Raw genomic sequence first — 19,860 nt, 5'->3', positions numbered from 1 at the left:
TTTGGGGATAATAATGGAAGCTGTTCTTACAGAATGGTTTTATTGATATCCATCTCTTATGATTTTCTCTTAAGAAGACGTTTGATTTCATTATTAAAAGCTTGTACCTGATCCAAGAGAGGGATTACGGTATCCCGGTCAAACTCTACAAAGTCCGCATAGTCCGTTTCCTGCCTCCAGTCAAATAAGTGGGAATAATTTTGCCGTATTCTTTGCTTGTCAATCCTTTTTTTACAAAATGTAAAAAGAATTGTGTCTTGGTTCCATTATGGGTCTCTGCTTTGATGCCCTGCTGGTAAAGCAAAGCGCTGAGCAGATAAAAACTTGAATAATACAGCCTGTTGATACAAGAATTCCATCGCTCATTTTCAGCAAGCAGTACTGCGTCCTGGTAAATTTCCTCAGACTTCTCTATGCGGTACTTTATATAGTCTTGTTTGCTTCCTGGCATTATAAGCGCACTCCCTCTTTCTGTATGTTCTCAAACAAAGGTGTAATAGCATGCCTGCTTTCCCAATCCTGCCGGGAAAAAACAAAAGTTGAAATCGCTTCTCCTGTTTCCAGTTCCACATCAAACAATGCCTCGCGATATTCTTTCTCGGTCTTTCTGTCTACAGTAGGCATATCTAATAATACTAAAATATCCCAATCCGAATGTTTATGCTCCTGTCCTCTGGCTCGAGAGCCAAACAAGATCACTTCAGCCTCAGGATTTTTTCTGTGAATAGCAGATTTGATAAGTGAAAGTATGTTGGCTTTATCATTTTCCATGTGATGAATATACAAAGTTTGCCGTGAAATAGTTATCATCATGTAGCTGACTTATGTGCCTTTGCGTATCATGTAAACATCTCCCCTTCTGTCATCCAGGCTACGTGCCCCGGATGGAACCTGCTGATGGTTTGAAGAAATCTTTAGAAGAATAAATCTTATTTGGAATTAATACGAGTGTATCTGCATCAGAGCAAAACATCAAGCTACTGCTAGTGAAATAATTGGTGGGGTATTCCATCGTTTCCCATTCCAAACAAAAAAAAGATCCCTCCTGGAAGACATCTGTAAGAATAAGCTGTATTTAGAGAAATACATTGGCATCAGGGGCATTGCAACTATCAAAATCAGCGTTAAATTCGCATTGTGATCACTTACATCCGACATAGCGTATGTTTTAGATATTTGTGGGCTGCCATGGCCCTCTATCTGCTCAATATCAGTGTGGATGCCACCGATCCATATCCTGAACATATTGCCGAAGACCTGAGCATCAACGATCAGGAGAGTATGGTTGAAATTTTTATTGAAAAAATTCTCGGCTACGAAAATGCTATCGCCGAATACGACGATCAGGATACAGATGAGCAAACTAAGAAAAGCAAAGTGGGTATAGACCTCTACTTTTCTTGTCATCATAAGCACACGCTTCCCCTTTTTAATTGTACGCAACAAAAATACCCTCCTTACACAGAAAGGCTGTCAGGCGGATATTATCATCTCTTTACTCCTCCCCCCAAAGCCTGATTTGTTTTTAAAACGCTCGCATAGCCGGGGCTAAAGCTTCAGCCTGCGGCTTCATTCATATATTCTTAAAAACAAATCAATATGTACATCAAAAATATATTGACGCCGATATTTCTATTGGCATCATCACCCTATATCCTTGCACAAGATCAGGATGCGCAGAAGGATAGCCTCTATATCTATCAGTTGGAAGACCAGAAGGAACCTGATAAGGTGCTTCATGCCGAACCCCTCTACATTGACCTCATCCGGGACCTGGGAGCACGAAAAGGAGAAAAAGAATGGAACATAGGCCTGGGCCTTACTGATAATACCCGCTTTGATTCCTATGAAGCCCTGATTGAATACGAATGGGCTCCTGTAAACCGTTTAGGACTGGAAGTGGAACTGCCATTCACTTTTTATACACCCCTAAACGGCACACCTCAAGAAGCGCTGCCGGCCAATAAGCTGAATAGCATAAAAGTAGCAGCCCAATGGTCTTTTTTCGTTAATCAGCAGATGGCTACATCTATGGCAGTAGGTTACATCAACGAATTTGAGCTATCTGACTTTAGTCAGTTTGGCAATCCTCTGATCAAGGGAAATGTTTACAATCCCTTCTTCGTGATTGCTAAAAGATGGGGAAACAACTTTCACTCATTGGTGTATACCGGGCCTATGATAGAGCAAAACTTCCAGACGAAGCAGGTTCATACGACTTATGACATCAATACCAGTTTTCACTACATGATTACTGGTACGAGAAACTTTATCGGTATTGAGTTTAACAAAACGCTGGACCATGATGACTTTGATATGACCATACGGCCTCAGATGAGGTTAGGCATCAAAGAAAATCTTATGGTGGGCATAGTGGCAGGCGTACCGGTCAGCAGAGAGCAGGAAAGATTCAGCTCGTTTATACGGCTGATATGGGAACCGGGACATTTACCCCATAAATAATGATCACTAAGTGAAGTATAGTGTTACATTACTTTGTGTCAAGAGAAATATTCCTGCGATGTAAGCTATACTTCACTTATTATGTGCTGTTGTTATACTACAACTTCATTAATTACGGCATGTCGCCGCGCTCAGTGGAGACACTGACCTCTTCATGGCAGTGAGAGAGCACTGCCATAACATTTCTAAAAAAAGGTCTCCAGAGTATGAAAGTAGGGGTTAGAAAAGTAAGTAAAGTGTGATACTTATGAAGTTGGCTTGCGTTGTATTAAAAGCGCCAGATCACTAAAATGATTTATGCTTTTTGCTATACATTGAGTCAACACTCAAATATTTTTGTTAAATGACAAACTGATACATGATGACACAAACTGAATTATATCAATCCGTCTTAAAGAAACTCAGTAAGGTTCCGGCTATGGATTTAGCCCAGGTAGATAAGTTTCTATCTCAATGGAGCGATGAGCCCGAGAATAAAAGCAAACACAAAGATAAAATTATGGCTTTCGCCGGTGCATGGGAAGATATGAAAGAGGAAGACTTCCAAGACTATCTGAAAAATGCTAAAGAAAGTGGAAATGAATCATTTGGCAGAGAAGTTGAATTATGAAACAGGCTCTTTTAATTAATTATAGGAGTTACGCATGAATAGTTTGTGGACAAAAAGATGTGCGTAGGGGTGGAAAAATTGCGCTTGCTGCGTGGGTTCTGTGTGTATGGCTATTATTTTTCCTTGATTTCTTTGGCGGCTGCCGCGCAGTTACTTTATTGATCAAGCAAGAAAGTAACGGAGCAAAAGGGTTAGTTCTACGTCAAAACAGCCATTTAGATAGAGGTCTGCGTAACTCCTAAATTATACTATTTTTTACTACTTTAAAAGTAATATAAAAGGTGTGCTACATTTAGTTGATGGATAACAAAAAGTTATATGTTATATCAGGATGGAATGGGGCTGGAAAAACAACGGCTTCTTTTACAATACTGCCTGAAATTCTTGAGTGTAAAGAATTTGTGAATGCAGATGAAATAGCCCGTGGGATTTCACCTTTTCAACCAGAAAAAGTGGGGTTGGAAGCAGGGAGGCTGATGCTCAAAAGAATAGCAGAACTTATGGAGGAGGGTGAGGATTTTGCTTTTGAAACTACCTTATCTACCAAAAGTTATAAAAGTAAAATTCTGAAAGCTCAACGGCAAGGATATTTAGTTACACTTATCTTTTACTGGCTGGAAACTCCTCAGTTAGCAGAGAAAAGAGTAGAACTAAGAGTAAAAGAAGGAGGTCATAACATACCAAAAGAAATTATTTACAGAAGATATGTTAAAGGAATCCAAAACCTGTTCAACATATATTTACCAATATGTGATTATATTATGATTTTTGACAATTCAAGCTCGGAACCCGTGTTAGTTTACGAATCGGAAAAAGGAGCAAATGAAAATTTATATGATGTTGATAGGTTTGCCAAAATAAAAAAATATCTAGCATGAAGAACACTGATATTGCTAAGTTAAGAAATGACATTATTGAGGGTATGAAACTCTCTGCGCAGAGACTAAAAGCTAAGAAGAAACAATTAGGGCAAAGTATTGTGGTAAGTGAAAATGGTGTGATCAAAGAAATAGCCGCCAAAGACATAAAGTAGTAGTTGGGTAGATTAAGCAGGAATTTCGTTCAACCTTCCCCAGTAATCAGCTTCTTAAGCTTGGGTTTTAACCCTCACAATGCGGAAACGCACCGTATGACAGGCTTTATCTGCTCAAAAATATACTGTTTTGTGAGGATTTGACGTTCAATCTTCGCAAAATCATTGTCATCTGCGAAGATTGAGCCTTCAATCCTGACGAATGAGTAGTCATCCGAGAAGATGTAACGTTCAATCCTGACAATATCATTGTCATTTATGAGGATTTGCCCTTCCATCCTGGCAAATGACTACTTTTTTACGAGGATTGAGCCTGAAATCCTGATAAAAAAGTGTTAAGCGGCACGCGTTTCAGTTGCACTCAAACGCGCGCCAGATTTATTATAAAAGATTATAGCTATTTGCGGGCTAAATCCCTGATGGCGGTCTCGGCAGCGTGAAACCCACCCATACCATGTACTCCTCCGCCGGGAGGCGTAGCGGATGAACATAAATACATGCCTTTTACGGGGGTACGATAGGGATTTAATCGGTAAACGGGACGGGTAAACTGCTGATTCAGGGTCTGTGCTCCGCAGTTGATGTCTCCGCCTATGTAATTGGCACTGATCTGCTGCACCGCTTTGGTATTCATCTTATGTCTTTCCAGAATCACATCCTTAAAGCCGGGGGCAAAGCGTTCTATCTGATTTTCAATGGCCGAAGTCATATCCTGTTCAGAATAGCGGGGCACATGGCAGTATGCCCAGGCGGTATGCTTACCTTCCGGGGCACGACTCTTGTCAAAGAGGGAAGGCTGGACAAATAATACATAGGGGGTGTCAGGATGCTTTCCTTGCCATATTTCCTTTTCAGACTTGGCGATCTCCGCATAGCTGGGCCCGAAATGTACGGTAGCAGCTTTGAGACAATCTTTATTAATAAATGGTACGGGTTCGCTCAGTGCCCAGTCCAGTTTGAAGATGCCCTGTCCGTAGTGATAACGTTTCAAGTCCTGCCGATACCAGAAGGGAAGGCGAATACCTTTCATATCCAGCAAAACCTGGGGGGCAGTATCCAGGATAATCACCTGGCAGGGAGGGATATCGGATACCGAATGCACCCTGGTATTCAATTGAATACTACCTCCCAGAGATTTATACAATCCATCCAGCGCATGGGTGATGGAGTGTGCGCCTCCTTCGGGAAATGGCCAGCCTACCTTATGCGCCAACACCCCTAATACCATTGCTATGCCTGATGAAGCCCATTTGGTCAAAGGTAGCATGGCATGAGCGGCCAAACCTGCCATGAGTGCCCTGGTACGCTCCTCTTTGAAAGCAATTTTGTTCAATAAGCTGAGCGGCTGCACTGCTTTTAAGCCAAACTGAGCCAGTTTGAGGGGATGGCTGGGCCAACGTAAATTTCCCAGAAAATCAGGGGCTATTTGCTCCCAGTTTTCTACCGCGGGCTGCATGAGCCGGGTATAAGCGCGGGTATCTCTGCCCAGTTGCGCGGCAGTTTTGTTTAAATCCTGATACATCAGCAGGGCTTCCCCCTGTTCAAGCGGATGAGCCAGTGCGGCTTCCGAGTACAGCCATTTTAGGCCAAATTCCTCCAGAGGCAGGGTTTTGAAGTAGGGAGATGCGTAAGCGAGCGGATGTATGGCTGAGCCTATGTCGTGAATGTAGCCCGGCAAAGTAAGTTGGGATGAACGCACCCCTCCTCCACTTTCAGCATTGGCTTCCAGCATCAAAACTGAATAGCCCTGCTGCAATAAGCGGATTCCGGCCGCATAGCCATTGGGTCCGCTGCCAACCACTACTGCATCATATTTCTTCATATGTAGTATTCCTGATTATGTGTTTATTTCTACAGTATGACACACTATGCATGACAATTTTACATAATTGAGATTTTCCTTGACATTTTGACTTAAAATCTTATGAACAAAAGAGAACTTTTATGCTGGTATTATCATTGTGACCTATACAGTAGTTAGAAAGATCGGTTAGGTTGTAGAATATGGAACTATAAGTGATCAGCATACGATATTGTTTTGCTGAGAAATTCCGGAAAAATCTTAACCCGGCTAAACACTATCCAGTTTAATACAATAAGTAAGTAGTGTGTAAGTTATTGGATAGTAATTCATTTTTCTGATGCTAAGTTAAACCCAAACATTAAATATATAATGAAGAATATAATCACTCCAGTTATTTCAGCGGTGATAGCCAGTTTAATCACTATTGCTGCTTTTTTCTATTTCGCAGGAGATAAATTCAACAATGAGCAGTCTGATGCAGATGCTTTTCCTGCCATTTCAGCCAGTTATTATGATGATGATACGAACAACACGGCTGAAGCGCCCTTTGATTTCACCATTGCTGCAGAGAAAGCTACTCCGGCGGTAGTACATATTACCTCAAGGCAGGAAGCAGCGACAGCGTATAATGATCAGCAACAGCAGATTCCTGAGTTTTTCAGAGACTTCTTTGGTGACCAGATGCCTCAGCAGGGACAACGTCAGCCTCGTGTAGGTTCAGGTTCAGGTGTTATTATCAGTGATGACGGATATATCATTACCAACAATCACGTAGTGGCAGACGCTGACGAGCTTACGGTAGTATTGGTAGATAACAGAAGTTATGTAGCTTCTGTGATCGGTACTGACCCTTCTACAGATTTGGCATTGATCAAAATTGATGAAGAAGCATTGCCATTCCTGAAGTTTGCCAATTCTGATGATGTAAAAGTAGGACAGTGGGTAGCCGCTATTGGTAATCCTTTCAGAGGACTTAACTCTACGGTTACTGCCGGTATTGTAAGTGCTACCGGAAGAAATATCAACATTCTTCGTGATGAGCAGTATGCGATTGAGTCATTCATCCAGACAGATGCAGCAGTAAACCCTGGTAACAGTGGTGGTGCACTGGTAAACACAGATGGAGACCTGATTGGTATTAACTCTGCGATTGCCAGTCCTACCGGAGCCTATGCAGGTTATGCATTTGCCGTTCCTACCAATATCGCTGCTAAAGTAGTTAGCGACCTGAAAGAATTTGGAAGCGTGCAGAGAGGATTCCTCGGCGTAAGCATACAGGAAGTAAATGCAGCTATGGCTGAAGAATATAATCTTTCTACCAATCAGGGTGTATATGTAGCCGAGTTAGTTGAAAGCGGTTCTGCTGCGGCAGCAGGTATTGAGCAAGGTGATGTGATCATCCAGGTAGATAATCAGAAAATCAACCAGACTTCCGACCTATTATCTTATGTAGGAAGAAAGCGTCCGGGTGATGAAGTAAATGTGGTTATTCTTCGTGACGGAGAACGTCAGGAATACGAAATGACGCTAAAAACACTGGATGGAACTACCAAGCTTGCTTCAAGAGAGCGTGTAGAAGCTTTGGAAGACCTTGGTGCTGAATTCCAGTCACTGACTGAAGAAGAAGCTGAGGAACTGAATGTGAATGGTGGTGTAAAAGTAGTCAGAACATTTGCTGGCAAGCTAAGGCAGCAGGGAATCCGTCCTGGCTTTATCATCACCGGTGTAGCGGGTAAAGCAGTGACTGATGTAGATGATCTTACTGAAGTTATTCAAAACGAAAGAGGTGGTGTACTGGTAGAAGGTATCTATCCTGACTCACCAGAAGAAAAACAATACTACGGACTACCACTCTAAGGCTGAGTGAGTAGCAACAAATTAAAAATCCTCCTGAATACTTCAGGAGGATTTTTTTATGTCTTAATGAGAATGCACGCATAATAAACGCACGCAAGACTTTTTAAAATCTGGCGCGCATTTGTAATGCGTGCCTCTGGCATAATATTTCTATTTACTCACCGGGTTGCTCTCCTTTATCCATTTGTTCGGAGCGGGTTTCTATCATATTTCTAAATTCCGGCAGATCATTCTGTATTACATTCCAGATTTGTCGGTGATCTACTTCCATGGCCTCGTTGAACTTGGCTCTCTTCAGCACATCCAGCACACGGTAATCTACTTCAGTGAAATCAGCCTTAAACTCGGGAGAAAGCAGGTTTGCTGCTTCGCCAATCTGCTGCAGGTTAACTGCTACCGACTGTCTGACGCTTTCCTCTTTAGAGAATTGATTGTAATCCATATGGGCTACATAAGCATCAATCTCATTGATCATGGTAGTAATATTATTCAGGTGAATCTGATCTTCTTCGTTCATATCTAAAAAATAATTTTAATTACACAGTCAAAAAAGTAAAACTACTGAGACAGGAAGTTGTTTATTGTCCTCCCGCTCCATTTTCGTATCCCTCGTCTACCAAAAGATTATCTCCATCGGCACAGGCTACTGCCAGTTCATCGCAGCGCTCGTTTTCAGGAATACCGGAGTGTCCTTTGATCCAGCTGATCTCCACATCATGTTTATTGAATAGCGGAATGAGGCGTTTCCAAAGGTCAGCGTTCTTTTTGTCTTTGAAGTTTTTCTTTTGCCAGTTCCATACCCATCCTTTATTGATGGCATCTACTACATACTGAGAATCAGAAAATATTTTCACCTTCATGCTGGGTTTCTTGATTGCTTCCAGGCCTACAATCACAGCCATCAGTTCCATACGATTATTAGTCGTCTGACGGTAGCCTGCTGCTAACTCCTTTCGGTGTTTTTTATAAATAAGTATGGTGCCGTATCCTCCTCTGCCCGGGTTTCCCCTCGCCGCACCGTCAGTGAACATTGTTATCATTAGGTAAACTGGTTTTTCACTAGTTTGATGGCGATAGACAATAATATGATGCCAAAAATTTTCCTTAATATATTAAATCCTGCCTTGCCAAGTTTGTCTTCCAGCCAGGCAGATGATTTAAGCACTATGAATACTAATATAAGATTAATTACAATACCGAGTAGAATGTTGGGATAGGTATAGGCGGCCCTCAAAGAAATCAGCGTAGTCATTGTTCCTGCACCGGCCAGCAATGGAAAGGCAAGCGGCACGATAGAGTGGCTTCCACCTCCGGTATCTGCTTCTTGTTTGAATATTTCTACCCCCAGGATCATTTCCATACCGATCAGAAACATAACAATAGCTCCGGCAATGGCAAAAGATGCTACATCCAATCCAAACAAAGCCAAAATCTTATCACCCAGAAACAAAAAAGATATCATGATCAGACCGGCTACCAGTGTAGCTTTGCCCGACTGTATATGACCATGTTTTTTTCTAAGCTCAATAATGATAGGGATACTTCCCAGAATATCAATAACTGAAAATAATATAAGTGTAACCGATACTAGTTCTTTCCAGTGAATCATGCGTAAATAATCCTATAAAATCACAATGCTAGTGATAAAAAATTAAACCGAAAAAGATTTTAAGAAATTGGCGAGTTTTTCTATTTCCCAATCTTCAATGGCCGGAAAGTTGGCGATACGCAGGCTTTTTTCTTTCCAGGCTCCGTAGCCATTCCCTAAAACAATACCGGATTTTTTGCTTTCCGCCCTTACTTTATCAATGACTTCTTTTTCTGCTACCAGAGGGATTACCGTTTTGGATCTGACTTCTTCATTGTCTACCATCAGGTTTACATCATCAAGACTTTCTATGAGCTCTATCCAGTGTGTATATCTTTGAAGCAGTACTTTCTCTGTTGCTTCAATCTCAGGTCGGGACTCCATTACCCGATTCAGCAAATATATATTCAATACATTAGGTGTATAAGTGGTCTGCCATTTCTGCATCATTTCCTGCATAAACACCAGACTGTTATAATGATTACGCTCACCAATCCGCGCAGCTTTTTCCATTGCCTGCGGAGAACAGACTAATAATGCCATGCCGGCGGGTAAACCAAAACATTTTTGTACAGAAGCGTACCATACATCAGCCTGGCTGAAATCCAGTGCTACGCCTGCCATGGAAGAGGTAGCATCTACCGCTATCAACTTTTCAGGATATTGTTGTTGGAATGCATTGATCTGTTCCTGGTCTAAAGCTGTACCATTGGAAGTTTCGTTATGTGTAAGCGCAATCAGCTCTGCGTCTTCCGGCACTGAAATTTTATCAGCTTCTAGCGTATCATTCAGGTCAAAGCTAAAGTCACTCGCACCGGGCTGAAGCTTTTGCGCATACTGAAACCACTTTTCACCAAAAGCTCCATTGTAAATGTGAAAAGATTCTCTCTGAACCAGCGACTGGCTGATGATTTCCCAGCATTCTGTGGCCGAAGAAGTAAAAAAGACAGTATAGTCCTGAGGAATGTGCAATTTGTCTTTCAACGAAGTAATTGTCCGGGATGATAAAGCCACAAAGTCCGGACTTCTGTGGTTGGCACTCAGTAAGCCCTGATCATAAGCTTCCTTCACGTACGCAGGTACTTCCGGATACACTTTGGAAGGACCGGGATAAAAAGAGATCATCTTTGTTTGGCTTGATTTGCAAAATACTGTACTGCCAGGCGGTAACTTTCCAAACCGAAGCCTAAAATCACCCCGGCACATACTTTACTGAGATAGCTGTGGTGGCGGAATGCCTCCCGGGCGTGTACATTGGAGATATGGACCTCAATCACGGGAGTTTTGATGGCTGAAATCGCATCGGCAATAGCCACTGAGGTATGGGTATAGGCAGCGGCATTCAACACGATCCCATCATAAGAAAAACCTACCTCATGCAGCTTATCCACCATTGCTCCCTCATGATTTGACTGAAAGTAGCTGAGTTCAAGACTGGCAAACTCTTTTTCAAGGGTTTTAAAATACGCTTCAAAAGAAGTAGCTCCATAAATACCGGGCTCTCGCTTACCCAGCAAATTGAGATTGGGTCCGTTGATGATCAGGATTTTCATAGTTCGGGCATCGGATAAAAAAATGCTAACAAGAATTTGTTACCGTAAAGTTAGAAAATGTCTTTAATTTGCCGGACATAGAAAGATTTATTTCATCATCAAAGTCATTTATGATGGCTTGGTTTGAGCTTGATTATATCTTAGGCGAAAATTGCCTAAGCTTAGGTCCTGGTATTTTTATCCTTATCCAAAAGGATTAAATTGAGATATGACACAATATAAAGCCTGGGAAACATATATGAGTGAGTTTGAGGATTACCTCAAGCTGGAGCGCTCTCTTTCTGAAAATTCACTGAAAGCCTATATCAGCGACATTGAAAAGCTACAGCAGTTTGTGGAGATATCAGAATGGGAGCTTTCACCGCTTGATATTCAGCAGGACCATCTGGAGAAGATGCTGCAACATATCTGTGACCTGGGGCTAAGCGTTGCCACGCAGGCTCGTATACTGGCAGGGATCAAAGCTTTTTATAAATTTCTTCTGCTTCAGGATTTAATTCCCGAAGATCCGGCCTTACTGCTGGAAGGTCCACGCCTTGACCGTAAATTGCCGGATACACTCAGCTATTTTGAAATTGAAAGCATTTTGGAAGCAATGGACACTTCCACTGCCGAAGGTCTCCGAAACCGGGCGATACTGGAAACACTTTACAGCTCCGGGCTCAGGGTTACAGAATTGACCGAACTCAAAATGAATAATATTTTTGAGGACATAGGTTTTTTAAGGATTCTGGGTAAGGGTAGTAAAGAAAGAATAGTACCGATTGGTAAAGATGCCTTAAAATATACGAAGCAGTACATACAGGAGATCAGGCAATATATGGAGATTGAGCCGGGCCATGAGAATTTTGTTTTTCTCAACCGCCGTGGAAAAAAACTGAGCCGGGTCATGATTTTTTATATCATCAAAGACGCAGCTCTAGTGGCAGGAATTGATAAAAAGGTGAGTCCGCATACTTTCAGACACTCTTTTGCTACACACCTGATAGAAGGTGGAGCCAACTTAAGGGCTGTGCAGGATATGCTTGGGCATGTATCTATCACAACCACCGAGATTTATACTCACCTGGACCGTGACTACTTAAAGCAGGTAATTACTGATTGTCACCCTCGTTCTCGCCGACCTATTGCCGAGGATAGATTTAACTCTCAAAACTGATATTCAGCGTGTATAAAGAATTGATCAGACCCTTACTTTTTCAGATGGCACCCGAAAGTGCTCATCATTTTACTACCCGTATGCTGCGCGTATTATACCACAGCCCGGGAGGCGCTGCTTTACTGCACAGTATATATGGCATGGAGGATCAGAAGCTGGAAAAAGAGTTGTTTGGCCTGAAGTTTAAAAATCCTATTGGCCTGGCTGCCGGTTTTGACAAAAATGCTGAAATGGTAGATGAAATGGCAGCCTTAGGTTTTGGATTTGTGGAAATAGGCACCCTCACTCCTCTTCCGCAGGATGGCAACTCTAAGCCTCGCCTCTTTCGCTTATCCGATGACGAAAGCCTGGTTAACCGTATGGGATTTAACAATAAGGGTGTGGAAGATGCAGTAAAACGGCTGAAGAAAAGAAAATCTGATATCATCGTAGGTGGAAATATCGGAAAGAACAAGGTAACCCCCAATGCCCAGGCTCAGGATGACTATGAAAAATGTTTTGAAGCCCTCTATGAGGTAGTAGATTATTTTACCGTTAATGTAAGCTCGCCTAATACTCCGGACCTTAGAGAACTCCAGGAAAAAGAACCTTTAAAGCGACTACTTCACCATTTAACCACACTCAACAGGCAAAAACCAAAAGCCAAGCCGATACTACTCAAAATTGCTCCCGATCTCAGTACACATCAGTTGGATGATATTGTGGAGATTTGTCTAGAGCTAAAAATGGACGGTATTATCGCCAACAACACCACGATAAGCAGAGAAGGTTTAAAAACTTCAGAGTCTAAGATCAAAGCAATAGGTGCGGGAGGCTTAAGCGGACAAGCTATTCGTAAACGTTCTACAGAAGTCATTCGTCATCTTCACAGACAATTGGGCGGACAAATTCCTATCGTAGGCGTGGGGGGAATCGCTTCAGCCAGAGATGCTTTGGAAAAACTGGAAGCCGGAGCCAGCCTTATCCAGCTTTATACAGGATTTGTGTATGAAGGCCCTTCTATTCTTAAAGAAATTAAGCAAGCACTTGTTCCTCACTCTACTTTAGAAGCAGCAGATCACTAAGCACTTATGTTCATATTTTTCCAGCCTTCCGTAAGTGAAGGAGCACATTATTTGGATAGAGACGAGTCAAAACACTGCGTCAAAGTATTAAGAAAACAGGAAGGAGACCAAATTCAGATCGTGGATGGCAAGGGAAATTTTTATGAGGCCAGCATTACCCTTGCCAATGATAAAAAATGTGAATTTGAAATCCTCAGACAGACTACCCATACACAAGACGACTTTAGCATCCACATTGCCCTTTCCCCTACCAAAAATATAGACCGCACAGAGTGGTTTGTGGAGAAAGCGGTAGAGATAGGGGTACATCAGATCAGTTTTATACTCTGCGAACATTCGGAGCGGAAAGTACTGAAAATGGATAGGCTGGAGCGCAAAGCTATCAGTGCCATGAAGCAATCTCAGCATGCTTATCTACCATCTCTTCATCCCATGACTAAATTCAAGGATTTTATCCATTGGCAGAAGAAAGAAACTGATTCAGCTAAGTTCATTGCTTACCTGGGAGACGAACCTAGCCCCCAGCTTATCCATAAGGCAAAAGCACATCAGCACTATGTAGTGCTTATCGGACCGGAAGGTGACTTCAGCCCACAGGAAGTAGAAAAGGCAATGCAAGCAGGTTTTAGTCCGGTAAGTCTGGGAAATAGCCGCCTAAGAACCGAGACTGCCGGACTGGCAGCCTGCCATAGTCTGCAAATTTTACAGCTTTAGTACTTAATCTTTTATTTCGTAGAACATGACCAGTTCTATCAGATCATCGCGCTCGTTCAGATTCAGATTTTGTTCTTCAATATAATTTTCCACCGCTTCTCTACGTTCACTCATAGCATCCAGTATAGATGGTTCCTCAGGTTTTATCTGGTGAATTTTACCGCTGGGAGAAACAAAATAATAGTCTGCCTTAAGTTCAGTAAACTCATCATAGGCTTCTCCTCCACTGTCAGCCCCACTATTTTGGCTTAGGGTTTTCTTATTGACAGCATATAGGGCTCCTTCACCTTTATAAAGTTCCTGTACATACTGATCCTCATCCACATTGTCTAAATCATATTCCAGGTAATCTGCTTTGAGGAAGTTTCCCATATTGGCATTGTCATTTTTACCCATGGTAAAAGAACGCACTATCTCTTTATTAACGACTATAGGATTTCCTCCCTTATCGCGGGCTAGCAGTTCGTCTTCATAGACATTGTAAAGCAGTTCCACATCGTTGTACTGACTTCTGTCATCAAATTCTATTTCCCCTGAAATCCAATCTTCTGTAAAAAAGGGGCTACCTTTCACTTCTTCGTAGCGGGAAGCATAGGTTTGCGTTGTATCGCTACTCAGACTCTCAAGCTTTTGCTGATGAACAGATGTATTGTTTTCCTGTGCGTTAGCTGAGAGGGTAATTAGAGATAAAAAAATGAGTGCTGCGTTAATTTTAAAAAATTTCATAATTCAGTGTTATTTTCCTTTAAACTTCGGATCTCTTTTTTCCATAAAGGCCTTGATCCCTTCCTGATGATCCTCTGTAGCAGCGGCCTTCTCCTGATAGACTGCTTCCAGTTCCAGTACTTCTTCCAGGCACATATTGGCTGACTTTTGCAGCATTTGTTTGATCAGTCCTATCGTAGTAGAAGGTGCATTCATGTAGCCTTCCACGTAGGTTTGCACAGCTTTATCTAATGATTCTTCTGATACTACTTTATTGACCAGTCCCAGTTCCAACGCCACTGCCGACTGCACCTGTGTACCTAAACTCGCCAGCTCAAAAGCTTTTAAGCTGCCGATCATCCGGGGCAAAAAATAGGTAGAGCCGGAATCCATTACCAAACCAACACCGACAAATAGCTCACTCAGAATGGCTTCCTCAGAAGCTACCAGCACATCGCAAGCCAGTGCCAGTGAGCAACCCGCCCCGGCAGCAATGCCTTGAATACGGGCAATGATAGGCTTTGGCATGTTGCGCATCTGAAGAATCAGAGGGTTATAATATGTCCGAATGGCTTCAGCATAAGACTTACCTTTCATTTCCTCCTGGGCAGACTTAAGGTCCTGCCCTGAGCAGAAAGCATTACCGGCCCCTGCTAATACTACTACCCTGATGTCAGGATTGTTTTCAGCCGCTTTAAAAGCTTGTAGTAATTCTTCTTTAATCCCCTGATTTAAAGCATTATATACTTCCGGACGGTTCATAGTGATGGTAGCTCGCCCCTGCTGTTCTTCGTATTGAATGTACTGATACATGCTTTTTCTTTTTTATATACTTGAATGTTGGAGAGTATACACTAAAATGCGGAAAAAACCATTGTGTACTATCACAATTTTTCTAATTTTGTGCTCCCCTACGCGCACGTGGTGGAATTGGTAGACACGCTGTCTTGAGGGGGCAGTGCCTTAACTGGTGTGGAAGTTCGAATCTTCTCGTGCGCACACATAAAAGCCTGAAGCAGGATGATCCTTGTTTCAGGCTTTTTTTATTTTGAGTTTAAAAAAAAGATAGAGAAAAGGTTATTTTACTTTCTCAATAAAGTCTTTTACACTATGGAAATTAAATTAGTTTGTAGTACTGTCTTTTTTGAAATTGAAGAATCAGCAAATGGATTTAAAGTTGAAGATTTTATCATTTCAAATGACAAAACTCTCCTTAGAAAAGAAATTCAAAACAAAACATTTGTAACAAACATAGGATTAAAAGCCTGTTATTCGCTGGATAACAACCCTTTTTTGCTTTCTAAAGCAGATAGCTCTTATTATTTTAACCAATTAAAAGTAGATAGTGATATTAAACTTTCTGAAATAAGACATGAACATGTACAATTCTTTTTTATGTGTTTATGGTTTATAAAAGACTGTTCATCTAATGCTGATACACTTTATACTTATAACATAGAGGAAAATAATGCATATCCGAGATACAGAAATATTTTTATTAGTAATGCAAGCGGTGAATATACAAACACAAAATTTTCATACGAAGAGCTAGCAAATGCATATTCCATATTTCATAAAGCTGCTTCTTTAATGAATAAAGGACTTGATGCAAAAAAGTTCATTGAAAGCAAACCTGTTGATAATGCTCAAACCACTCTAGGCAGCATGCATTATATTCCTTACAATGATCGCAACAGAATTGATAGGGCATTAATGTTTTTATCTCTAGCTCGAGCTAACTCTTTTTTACCACTAAAAATCTCATTTTATGTAGCAATTTTTGAAACTCTATTTACGACTGATAATTCTGAAGTTACCCACAAAGTCTCAGAACGAATAAGCTATTATTTAGCATCAGAATTTGAAACTAAGATTGATACTTTTAAGCTAATAAAGACTGCATATACAATCAGATCAAAATTCGTCCACGGTCAACATTTGGGTTCAAAATTTAAGACAAGAGAAAAATTGATTAATATTTCAAAAGAGATAGATCAATTAACTCGCATTTTACTACTAAAGATAATTAAAACTGATTCAGAGTATTTTTTACAAGACAATAATAGGTTAGATGAATGGCTCACTTCTTTAGTTTTTTTATAAAAATAAAAACATTGCCTAAATCAAAAAGGCATAGTAAACCTATCCCAACTTCCAGTCTCCCATCCAGTTCATGAGGTTTTCTGACCAGATGCTAAGGCTGGGGTTTTCTAAAGCCATCCCCATACCGTGTCCGCCTTTGGGAAATACATGCAGTTCTACCGGAACATTATTCTCCAGACAGGCATTGGCAAACATCAGACTGTTTTGCACAGGTACTCCTCCATCATCTGCTGCATGAAATAGAAAGACAGGCGGTGTTTCAGCAGTGACATGCTTTTGATTGGAGAGTTGCTCCTTCATTTGTGGGTTAGGATTTTGACCTAGCTGAGCTTTGACTGATCCTTCGTGAGCATATTCGCCGAAGGAAATCACCGGATACCCCAAAATCACTCTGTCAGGGCGGGCAGAAAACTGCCCTGCCAAATCGTCTTCCGGCTCTTGGTACAATTCCGGCTGGGTAGCCACGGTAGAAGCCAGGTGTCCTCCTGCACTGAAGCCCATGATGGCTACTTTTTCTGTATCCAGTTGGTATTGCTCAGCTTTGGAACGCAAAATACGCATGGCCCGGGTAGCATCGGCATAGGCTGCAGGGTAGAGGTCAGGATGTACTCTGTAGGTAAGCACTGCACCTACAATGCCGTGCAAGGCAAATAATTGCGCAAAAGGTTGCCCCTCATGATGGGCCTGCCGCATATAGCCGCCTCCCGGACAAATCAATACTACCGGAAATTTCTTACCCTCATACAAGGCTCCCTTAAGCGAAGGGAAGTACAAACGAATCTTAGGGCGATAATTTTCATGACTTCCATTATTCGGTGAATCATCATCCCAAAGGTTGATTTCTTCACCCAAAAAGGGTGGATTGGGATCGCGAGGCTTATCATCCTGCATCATGGTAGAAAGTGTAGTTAAACCAGCTGTTCCAAAGAGTAAAGAGGTGTTTTGAATGAATTTTCTTCTTTTAATTCCCGACTTCTTCATTTGTAAGATATATAGTGCCAGCGAATATTCGCCATAAAACTTTTCTACTGTACTTCTCAGGAAAGTTAGCAAATAAGGGTTTTAGCAGCAATTTTTTGGGTTTACTAGTTTTTATTTCACCTGACTCATCTTATATACTGTTCTTTAATTTTTATTATTAAAATTATATTTATTATTAATATTTTATAATTATTATAAAAATTATTACATTTGTGAATGTAAACATGATTGTTGAATTATTAATATTCAATCATATGAAAAGGTCAAAGCCCATAAATAATAAATTACTGTCACTACTCATGCTAATTTTTCTTTTAGCGTTTAATGCCTGCCATGAAGATAGCATTGAGAAAGAGGAGAGTAATGACAGATTTAGTTTCAACAGTAACAAAACAGATCTAAACAGCCGGGTTCGTATTCCTGAATATGAGGAAATGCTGTCTTTGTACGATGCTCCTGAAGATATGGCAAAAAATAACGCACGTTTAAAAAATGTAACCTCTGGAAGTTCAGACTATGTACTAGTCATGCGAGCTGAGGTTGAGTCTCCTGAGTCTGATGGTCATACACTGAGAGCTTCTCACGTATTTATTGAAGGCAATAAAGCATTTGTATCTTATAATACTGAAGGACCAGAGTACAGAGGAGGGGTGGAAGTATTCGACATCAGTAATATTCAGGCACCTTCACTTATCTTTCAAATGATTGTGGAAGATACCGACTACAGTTCTGTATTTTACGCAGATAGCAAAATTTATCTGGCGGGTGCTACAAAAAATACCGAAGATTTTGACTTAAACTCAAATGCTATACTGGAAGTAATAGACTATCCTTCTACTGAAGGAAGTGAAAGCCAAATGGTAGATATTTCCAGCTTCGTGGCTACCGATGTGAAAGTATATGGCAGTAATATTTATGTGACTTCCGGTTCACATGGAGGAATTACCGTGCTGGACAAAGAAACGCTAGAAGAGGTTTCCTCTACTGGAATGGATGATGCGCGCTCTATCGCTTTTAATGATGAATACTATGCCGTGATGCAGGGTACTCCTGCCAGAGTGAAAATCTACCGTACTGCTGACAATAGCTATGTGAACGGATATAATGCAGGGGGAGCTGACATTCCCGAAGCCAAATCCATTCTGAATATTACGAATGACAAAATCTTTTTGCCAGCAGGTAAGCAAGGTCTTAAAATTCTTGATTTTCAGACGGGTGAGATACTTTCAGAAATGGGCTTACCTTTAATGGATGGTATTGATGAAGAAATGATTGTAACTAATGGTGTATCTGTCAATGAGGAGAAAATCTTTTGTGCCAATGGTGCCGCAGGTATGTATCTGTCAGCGCAAAGCGCTAATAGTACCAGTCTGATCGGTAGCGTAGGATTTCAGGCGTCTGCCAATTATGTAGAAAGTCGTGGGCAGGTGATGTTTGTAGCCACGGGAACCGGCGGGCTAAAAATTATTGAAATTGTAAACTATAACCCTGGTGATGGAGACTACATCCCCGGAGATGAATGGGAAGACGATGGCACGCCCAAAAACTTATGTGAAGAGGCTACTGAAGTAGATCAAAATCTGGAAAATCTGATCACCAATAATTTTATTGAAACAGAAAATCTAATAGAAAGAAAACCTGACTACTTTGCTGATGGAGTAGTGAGCGACCTTTACATTAAAGAAGATACTGATCTGAAAATCACTTTCTATAGTGAGGCTACCCTCTTCAAAAATACATTAGGCTACTATATTTACGATCCTCAAAATCCACCTAGCAGCAGAGAAGACATTGAAAACATGACCATTCTATATGCCAATGCATCAGCTGAGGGAAGTGGGGGAAGCCTGCGAAAAGGAGATAAAGTTTGTCTGACAAATCTGAAAGCAGGAATGGCCATAGGATTCTTCCTTATCACCAAGGGTTGGGATGGATCTGATGTAACTTCAGGCGTTTACACACACTTCACCAGTAAATATTTAAACACTGACCGTCCGGAGGAGTATCGTCAGGCGAGCTTACTGCTCAGAGCAGAGGATCATCCTTTAGGCATACTCACCTTTGAAGACATACGCTTGCCTGGTGGAGACAAAGATTATGACGATGTCATCTTCTTCCTGGAGCCCACCAATGCCAATAGTGTAGATTTCTCAAAGCTGACACCTATTCATTGATACAAAAACATTAACTACCTAAACTTAAATCAAGACCGCCCTATAATTGGGC

22 protein-coding genes and 1 tRNA gene are annotated in these 19,860 nt (G+C 41.3%); 12 read left to right on the top strand and 11 right to left on the bottom strand.

The features are described from left to right. Nucleotides 1-145: 145 nt before the first annotated feature. A complete protein-coding gene (locus tag WJR50_RS16095; protein WP_341294333.1) occupies nt 146-451 on the bottom strand; it encodes a HEPN domain-containing protein in 306 nt (101 codons plus the stop codon). Continuing rightward, on the bottom strand, nt 451-813 hold the full coding sequence (locus WJR50_RS16090) for a nucleotidyltransferase domain-containing protein (protein ID WP_341294332.1): 363 nt from the start codon (nt 811-813) through the stop codon (nt 451-453). The genes WJR50_RS16095 and WJR50_RS16090 overlap by 1 nt, the downstream gene beginning before the upstream one ends. 324 nt (nt 814-1,137) lie before the next feature. On the opposite strand from WJR50_RS16090, the gene WJR50_RS16085 reads away from it, so the two are divergent. The 5 genes from WJR50_RS16085 (at nt 1,138) to WJR50_RS16065 (ending at nt 4,106) form a co-directional block, all read left to right on the top strand. Further along, on the top strand, nt 1,138-1,518 hold the full coding sequence (locus WJR50_RS16085; RefSeq protein WP_341294331.1) for a hypothetical protein: 381 nt from the start codon (nt 1,138-1,140) through the stop codon (nt 1,516-1,518). An 81-nt stretch (nt 1,519-1,599) separates the two neighbouring features. Next, nucleotides 1,600-2,463 carry an HAEPLYID family protein gene (locus WJR50_RS16080; RefSeq protein WP_341294330.1) on the top strand — a complete coding sequence of 288 codons (864 nt, stop codon included), beginning with the start codon at nt 1,600-1,602 and terminating at the stop codon, nt 2,461-2,463. Between the two features lie 358 nt (nt 2,464-2,821). Next, nucleotides 2,822-3,073, top strand: coding sequence for a hypothetical protein (locus WJR50_RS16075; RefSeq protein WP_341294329.1), 252 nt, complete (start codon nt 2,822-2,824; stop codon nt 3,071-3,073). Nucleotides 3,074-3,372: 299 nt separating this feature from the next. Next, a complete protein-coding gene (locus WJR50_RS16070; protein WP_341294328.1) occupies nt 3,373-3,951 on the top strand; it encodes an ATPase in 579 nt (192 codons plus the stop codon). Beyond that, entirely contained in the window at nt 3,948-4,106 is a 159-nt protein-coding gene (locus WJR50_RS16065; RefSeq protein ID WP_341294327.1) for a DUF8506 family protein, read from the top strand. Before WJR50_RS16070 ends, WJR50_RS16065 begins: the two co-directional genes overlap by 4 nt. A 397-nt stretch (nt 4,107-4,503) precedes the next feature. Here WJR50_RS16065 and WJR50_RS16060 read toward each other — a convergent pair whose 3' ends face one another. Beyond that, nucleotides 4,504-5,928, bottom strand: coding sequence for a phytoene desaturase family protein (locus WJR50_RS16060; RefSeq protein ID WP_341294326.1), 1,425 nt, complete (start codon nt 5,926-5,928; stop codon nt 4,504-4,506). Nucleotides 5,929-6,279: 351 nt separating this feature from the next. Here WJR50_RS16060 and WJR50_RS16055 point away from each other — a divergent pair, with 351 nt between their 5' ends. Further along, nucleotides 6,280-7,767, top strand: a complete 1,488-nt coding sequence (locus WJR50_RS16055) for a Do family serine endopeptidase (RefSeq protein WP_341294325.1) — start codon at nt 6,280-6,282, stop codon at nt 7,765-7,767. Between the two features lie 154 nt (nt 7,768-7,921). Here WJR50_RS16055 and WJR50_RS16050 read toward each other — a convergent pair whose 3' ends face one another. The 5 genes from WJR50_RS16050 to aroQ all read right to left on the bottom strand — a co-directional run bounded on the left by WJR50_RS16050 (nt 7,922) and on the right by aroQ (nt 10,908). After that, nucleotides 7,922-8,284: a HepT-like ribonuclease domain-containing protein gene (locus WJR50_RS16050; protein WP_341294324.1), complete on the bottom strand. Its 363-nt coding sequence runs from the start codon at nt 8,282-8,284 to the stop codon at nt 7,922-7,924. 61 nt (nt 8,285-8,345) lie between these two features. Beyond that, complete coding sequence (rnhA, locus tag WJR50_RS16045) at nt 8,346-8,807, bottom strand: ribonuclease HI (protein WP_341294323.1); 462 nt, start codon at nt 8,805-8,807, stop codon at nt 8,346-8,348. Next, nucleotides 8,807-9,376, bottom strand: coding sequence for a MarC family protein (locus WJR50_RS16040; protein ID WP_341294322.1), 570 nt, complete (start codon nt 9,374-9,376; stop codon nt 8,807-8,809). Before WJR50_RS16040 ends, rnhA begins: the two co-directional genes overlap by 1 nt. Before the next feature lie 42 nt (nt 9,377-9,418). After that, a complete protein-coding gene (locus WJR50_RS16035; protein ID WP_341294321.1) occupies nt 9,419-10,480 on the bottom strand; it encodes an aminotransferase class V-fold PLP-dependent enzyme in 1,062 nt (353 codons plus the stop codon). Further along, entirely contained in the window at nt 10,477-10,908 is a 432-nt protein-coding gene (gene aroQ, locus WJR50_RS16030) for a type II 3-dehydroquinate dehydratase (protein ID WP_341294320.1), read from the bottom strand. Before aroQ ends, WJR50_RS16035 begins: the two co-directional genes overlap by 4 nt. A gap of 208 nt (nt 10,909-11,116) precedes the next feature. On the opposite strand from aroQ, the gene xerD reads away from it, so the two are divergent. The 3 genes from xerD to WJR50_RS16015 are packed head-to-tail and all read left to right on the top strand — an operon-like array spanning nt 11,117 to nt 13,845. Beyond that, a complete protein-coding gene (xerD, locus tag WJR50_RS16025) occupies nt 11,117-12,067 on the top strand; it encodes a site-specific tyrosine recombinase XerD (RefSeq protein WP_341294319.1) in 951 nt (316 codons plus the stop codon). 8 nt (nt 12,068-12,075) lie between these two features. Continuing rightward, complete coding sequence (locus WJR50_RS16020; protein ID WP_341294318.1) at nt 12,076-13,131, top strand: quinone-dependent dihydroorotate dehydrogenase; 1,056 nt, start codon at nt 12,076-12,078, stop codon at nt 13,129-13,131. Between the two features lie 6 nt (nt 13,132-13,137). Continuing rightward, the gene (locus WJR50_RS16015) at nt 13,138-13,845 is read left to right on the top strand and encodes a 16S rRNA (uracil(1498)-N(3))-methyltransferase (protein ID WP_341294317.1); all 708 of its coding nucleotides are present in this window, start codon (nt 13,138-13,140) and stop codon (nt 13,843-13,845) included. A 3-nt stretch (nt 13,846-13,848) separates the two neighbouring features. Here WJR50_RS16015 and WJR50_RS16010 read toward each other — a convergent pair whose 3' ends face one another. Continuing rightward, complete coding sequence (locus WJR50_RS16010; RefSeq protein WP_341294316.1) at nt 13,849-14,571, bottom strand: hypothetical protein; 723 nt, start codon at nt 14,569-14,571, stop codon at nt 13,849-13,851. A gap of 9 nt (nt 14,572-14,580) precedes the next feature. Further along, entirely contained in the window at nt 14,581-15,363 is a 783-nt protein-coding gene (locus tag WJR50_RS16005; RefSeq protein WP_341294315.1) for an enoyl-CoA hydratase/isomerase family protein, read from the bottom strand. A gap of 102 nt (nt 15,364-15,465) precedes the next feature. On the opposite strand from WJR50_RS16005, the gene WJR50_RS16000 reads away from it, so the two are divergent. Both WJR50_RS16000 and WJR50_RS15995 read left to right on the top strand, forming a co-directional pair. Beyond that, nucleotides 15,466-15,549, top strand: a tRNA-Leu gene (locus WJR50_RS16000). A 111-nt stretch (nt 15,550-15,660) separates the two neighbouring features. Beyond that, complete coding sequence (locus WJR50_RS15995; protein ID WP_341294314.1) at nt 15,661-16,653, top strand: hypothetical protein; 993 nt, start codon at nt 15,661-15,663, stop codon at nt 16,651-16,653. A 39-nt stretch (nt 16,654-16,692) separates the two neighbouring features. Here WJR50_RS15995 and WJR50_RS15990 read toward each other — a convergent pair whose 3' ends face one another. Continuing rightward, complete coding sequence (locus tag WJR50_RS15990; protein WP_341294313.1) at nt 16,693-17,706, bottom strand: alpha/beta hydrolase; 1,014 nt, start codon at nt 17,704-17,706, stop codon at nt 16,693-16,695. A 227-nt stretch (nt 17,707-17,933) separates the two neighbouring features. Between WJR50_RS15990 and WJR50_RS15985 the strand changes: the two genes are divergently transcribed. Next, a complete protein-coding gene (locus WJR50_RS15985) occupies nt 17,934-19,808 on the top strand; it encodes a DUF4114 domain-containing protein (RefSeq protein WP_341294312.1) in 1,875 nt (624 codons plus the stop codon). The last annotated feature ends 52 nt before the right edge of the window (nt 19,809-19,860 follow it).

This window comes from Catalinimonas locisalis, from assembly GCF_038039535.1.
Classification (GTDB): domain Bacteria; phylum Bacteroidota; class Bacteroidia; order Cytophagales; family Cyclobacteriaceae; genus Catalinimonas.
This window is presented reverse-complemented; position numbering and strand designations above follow the sequence as displayed.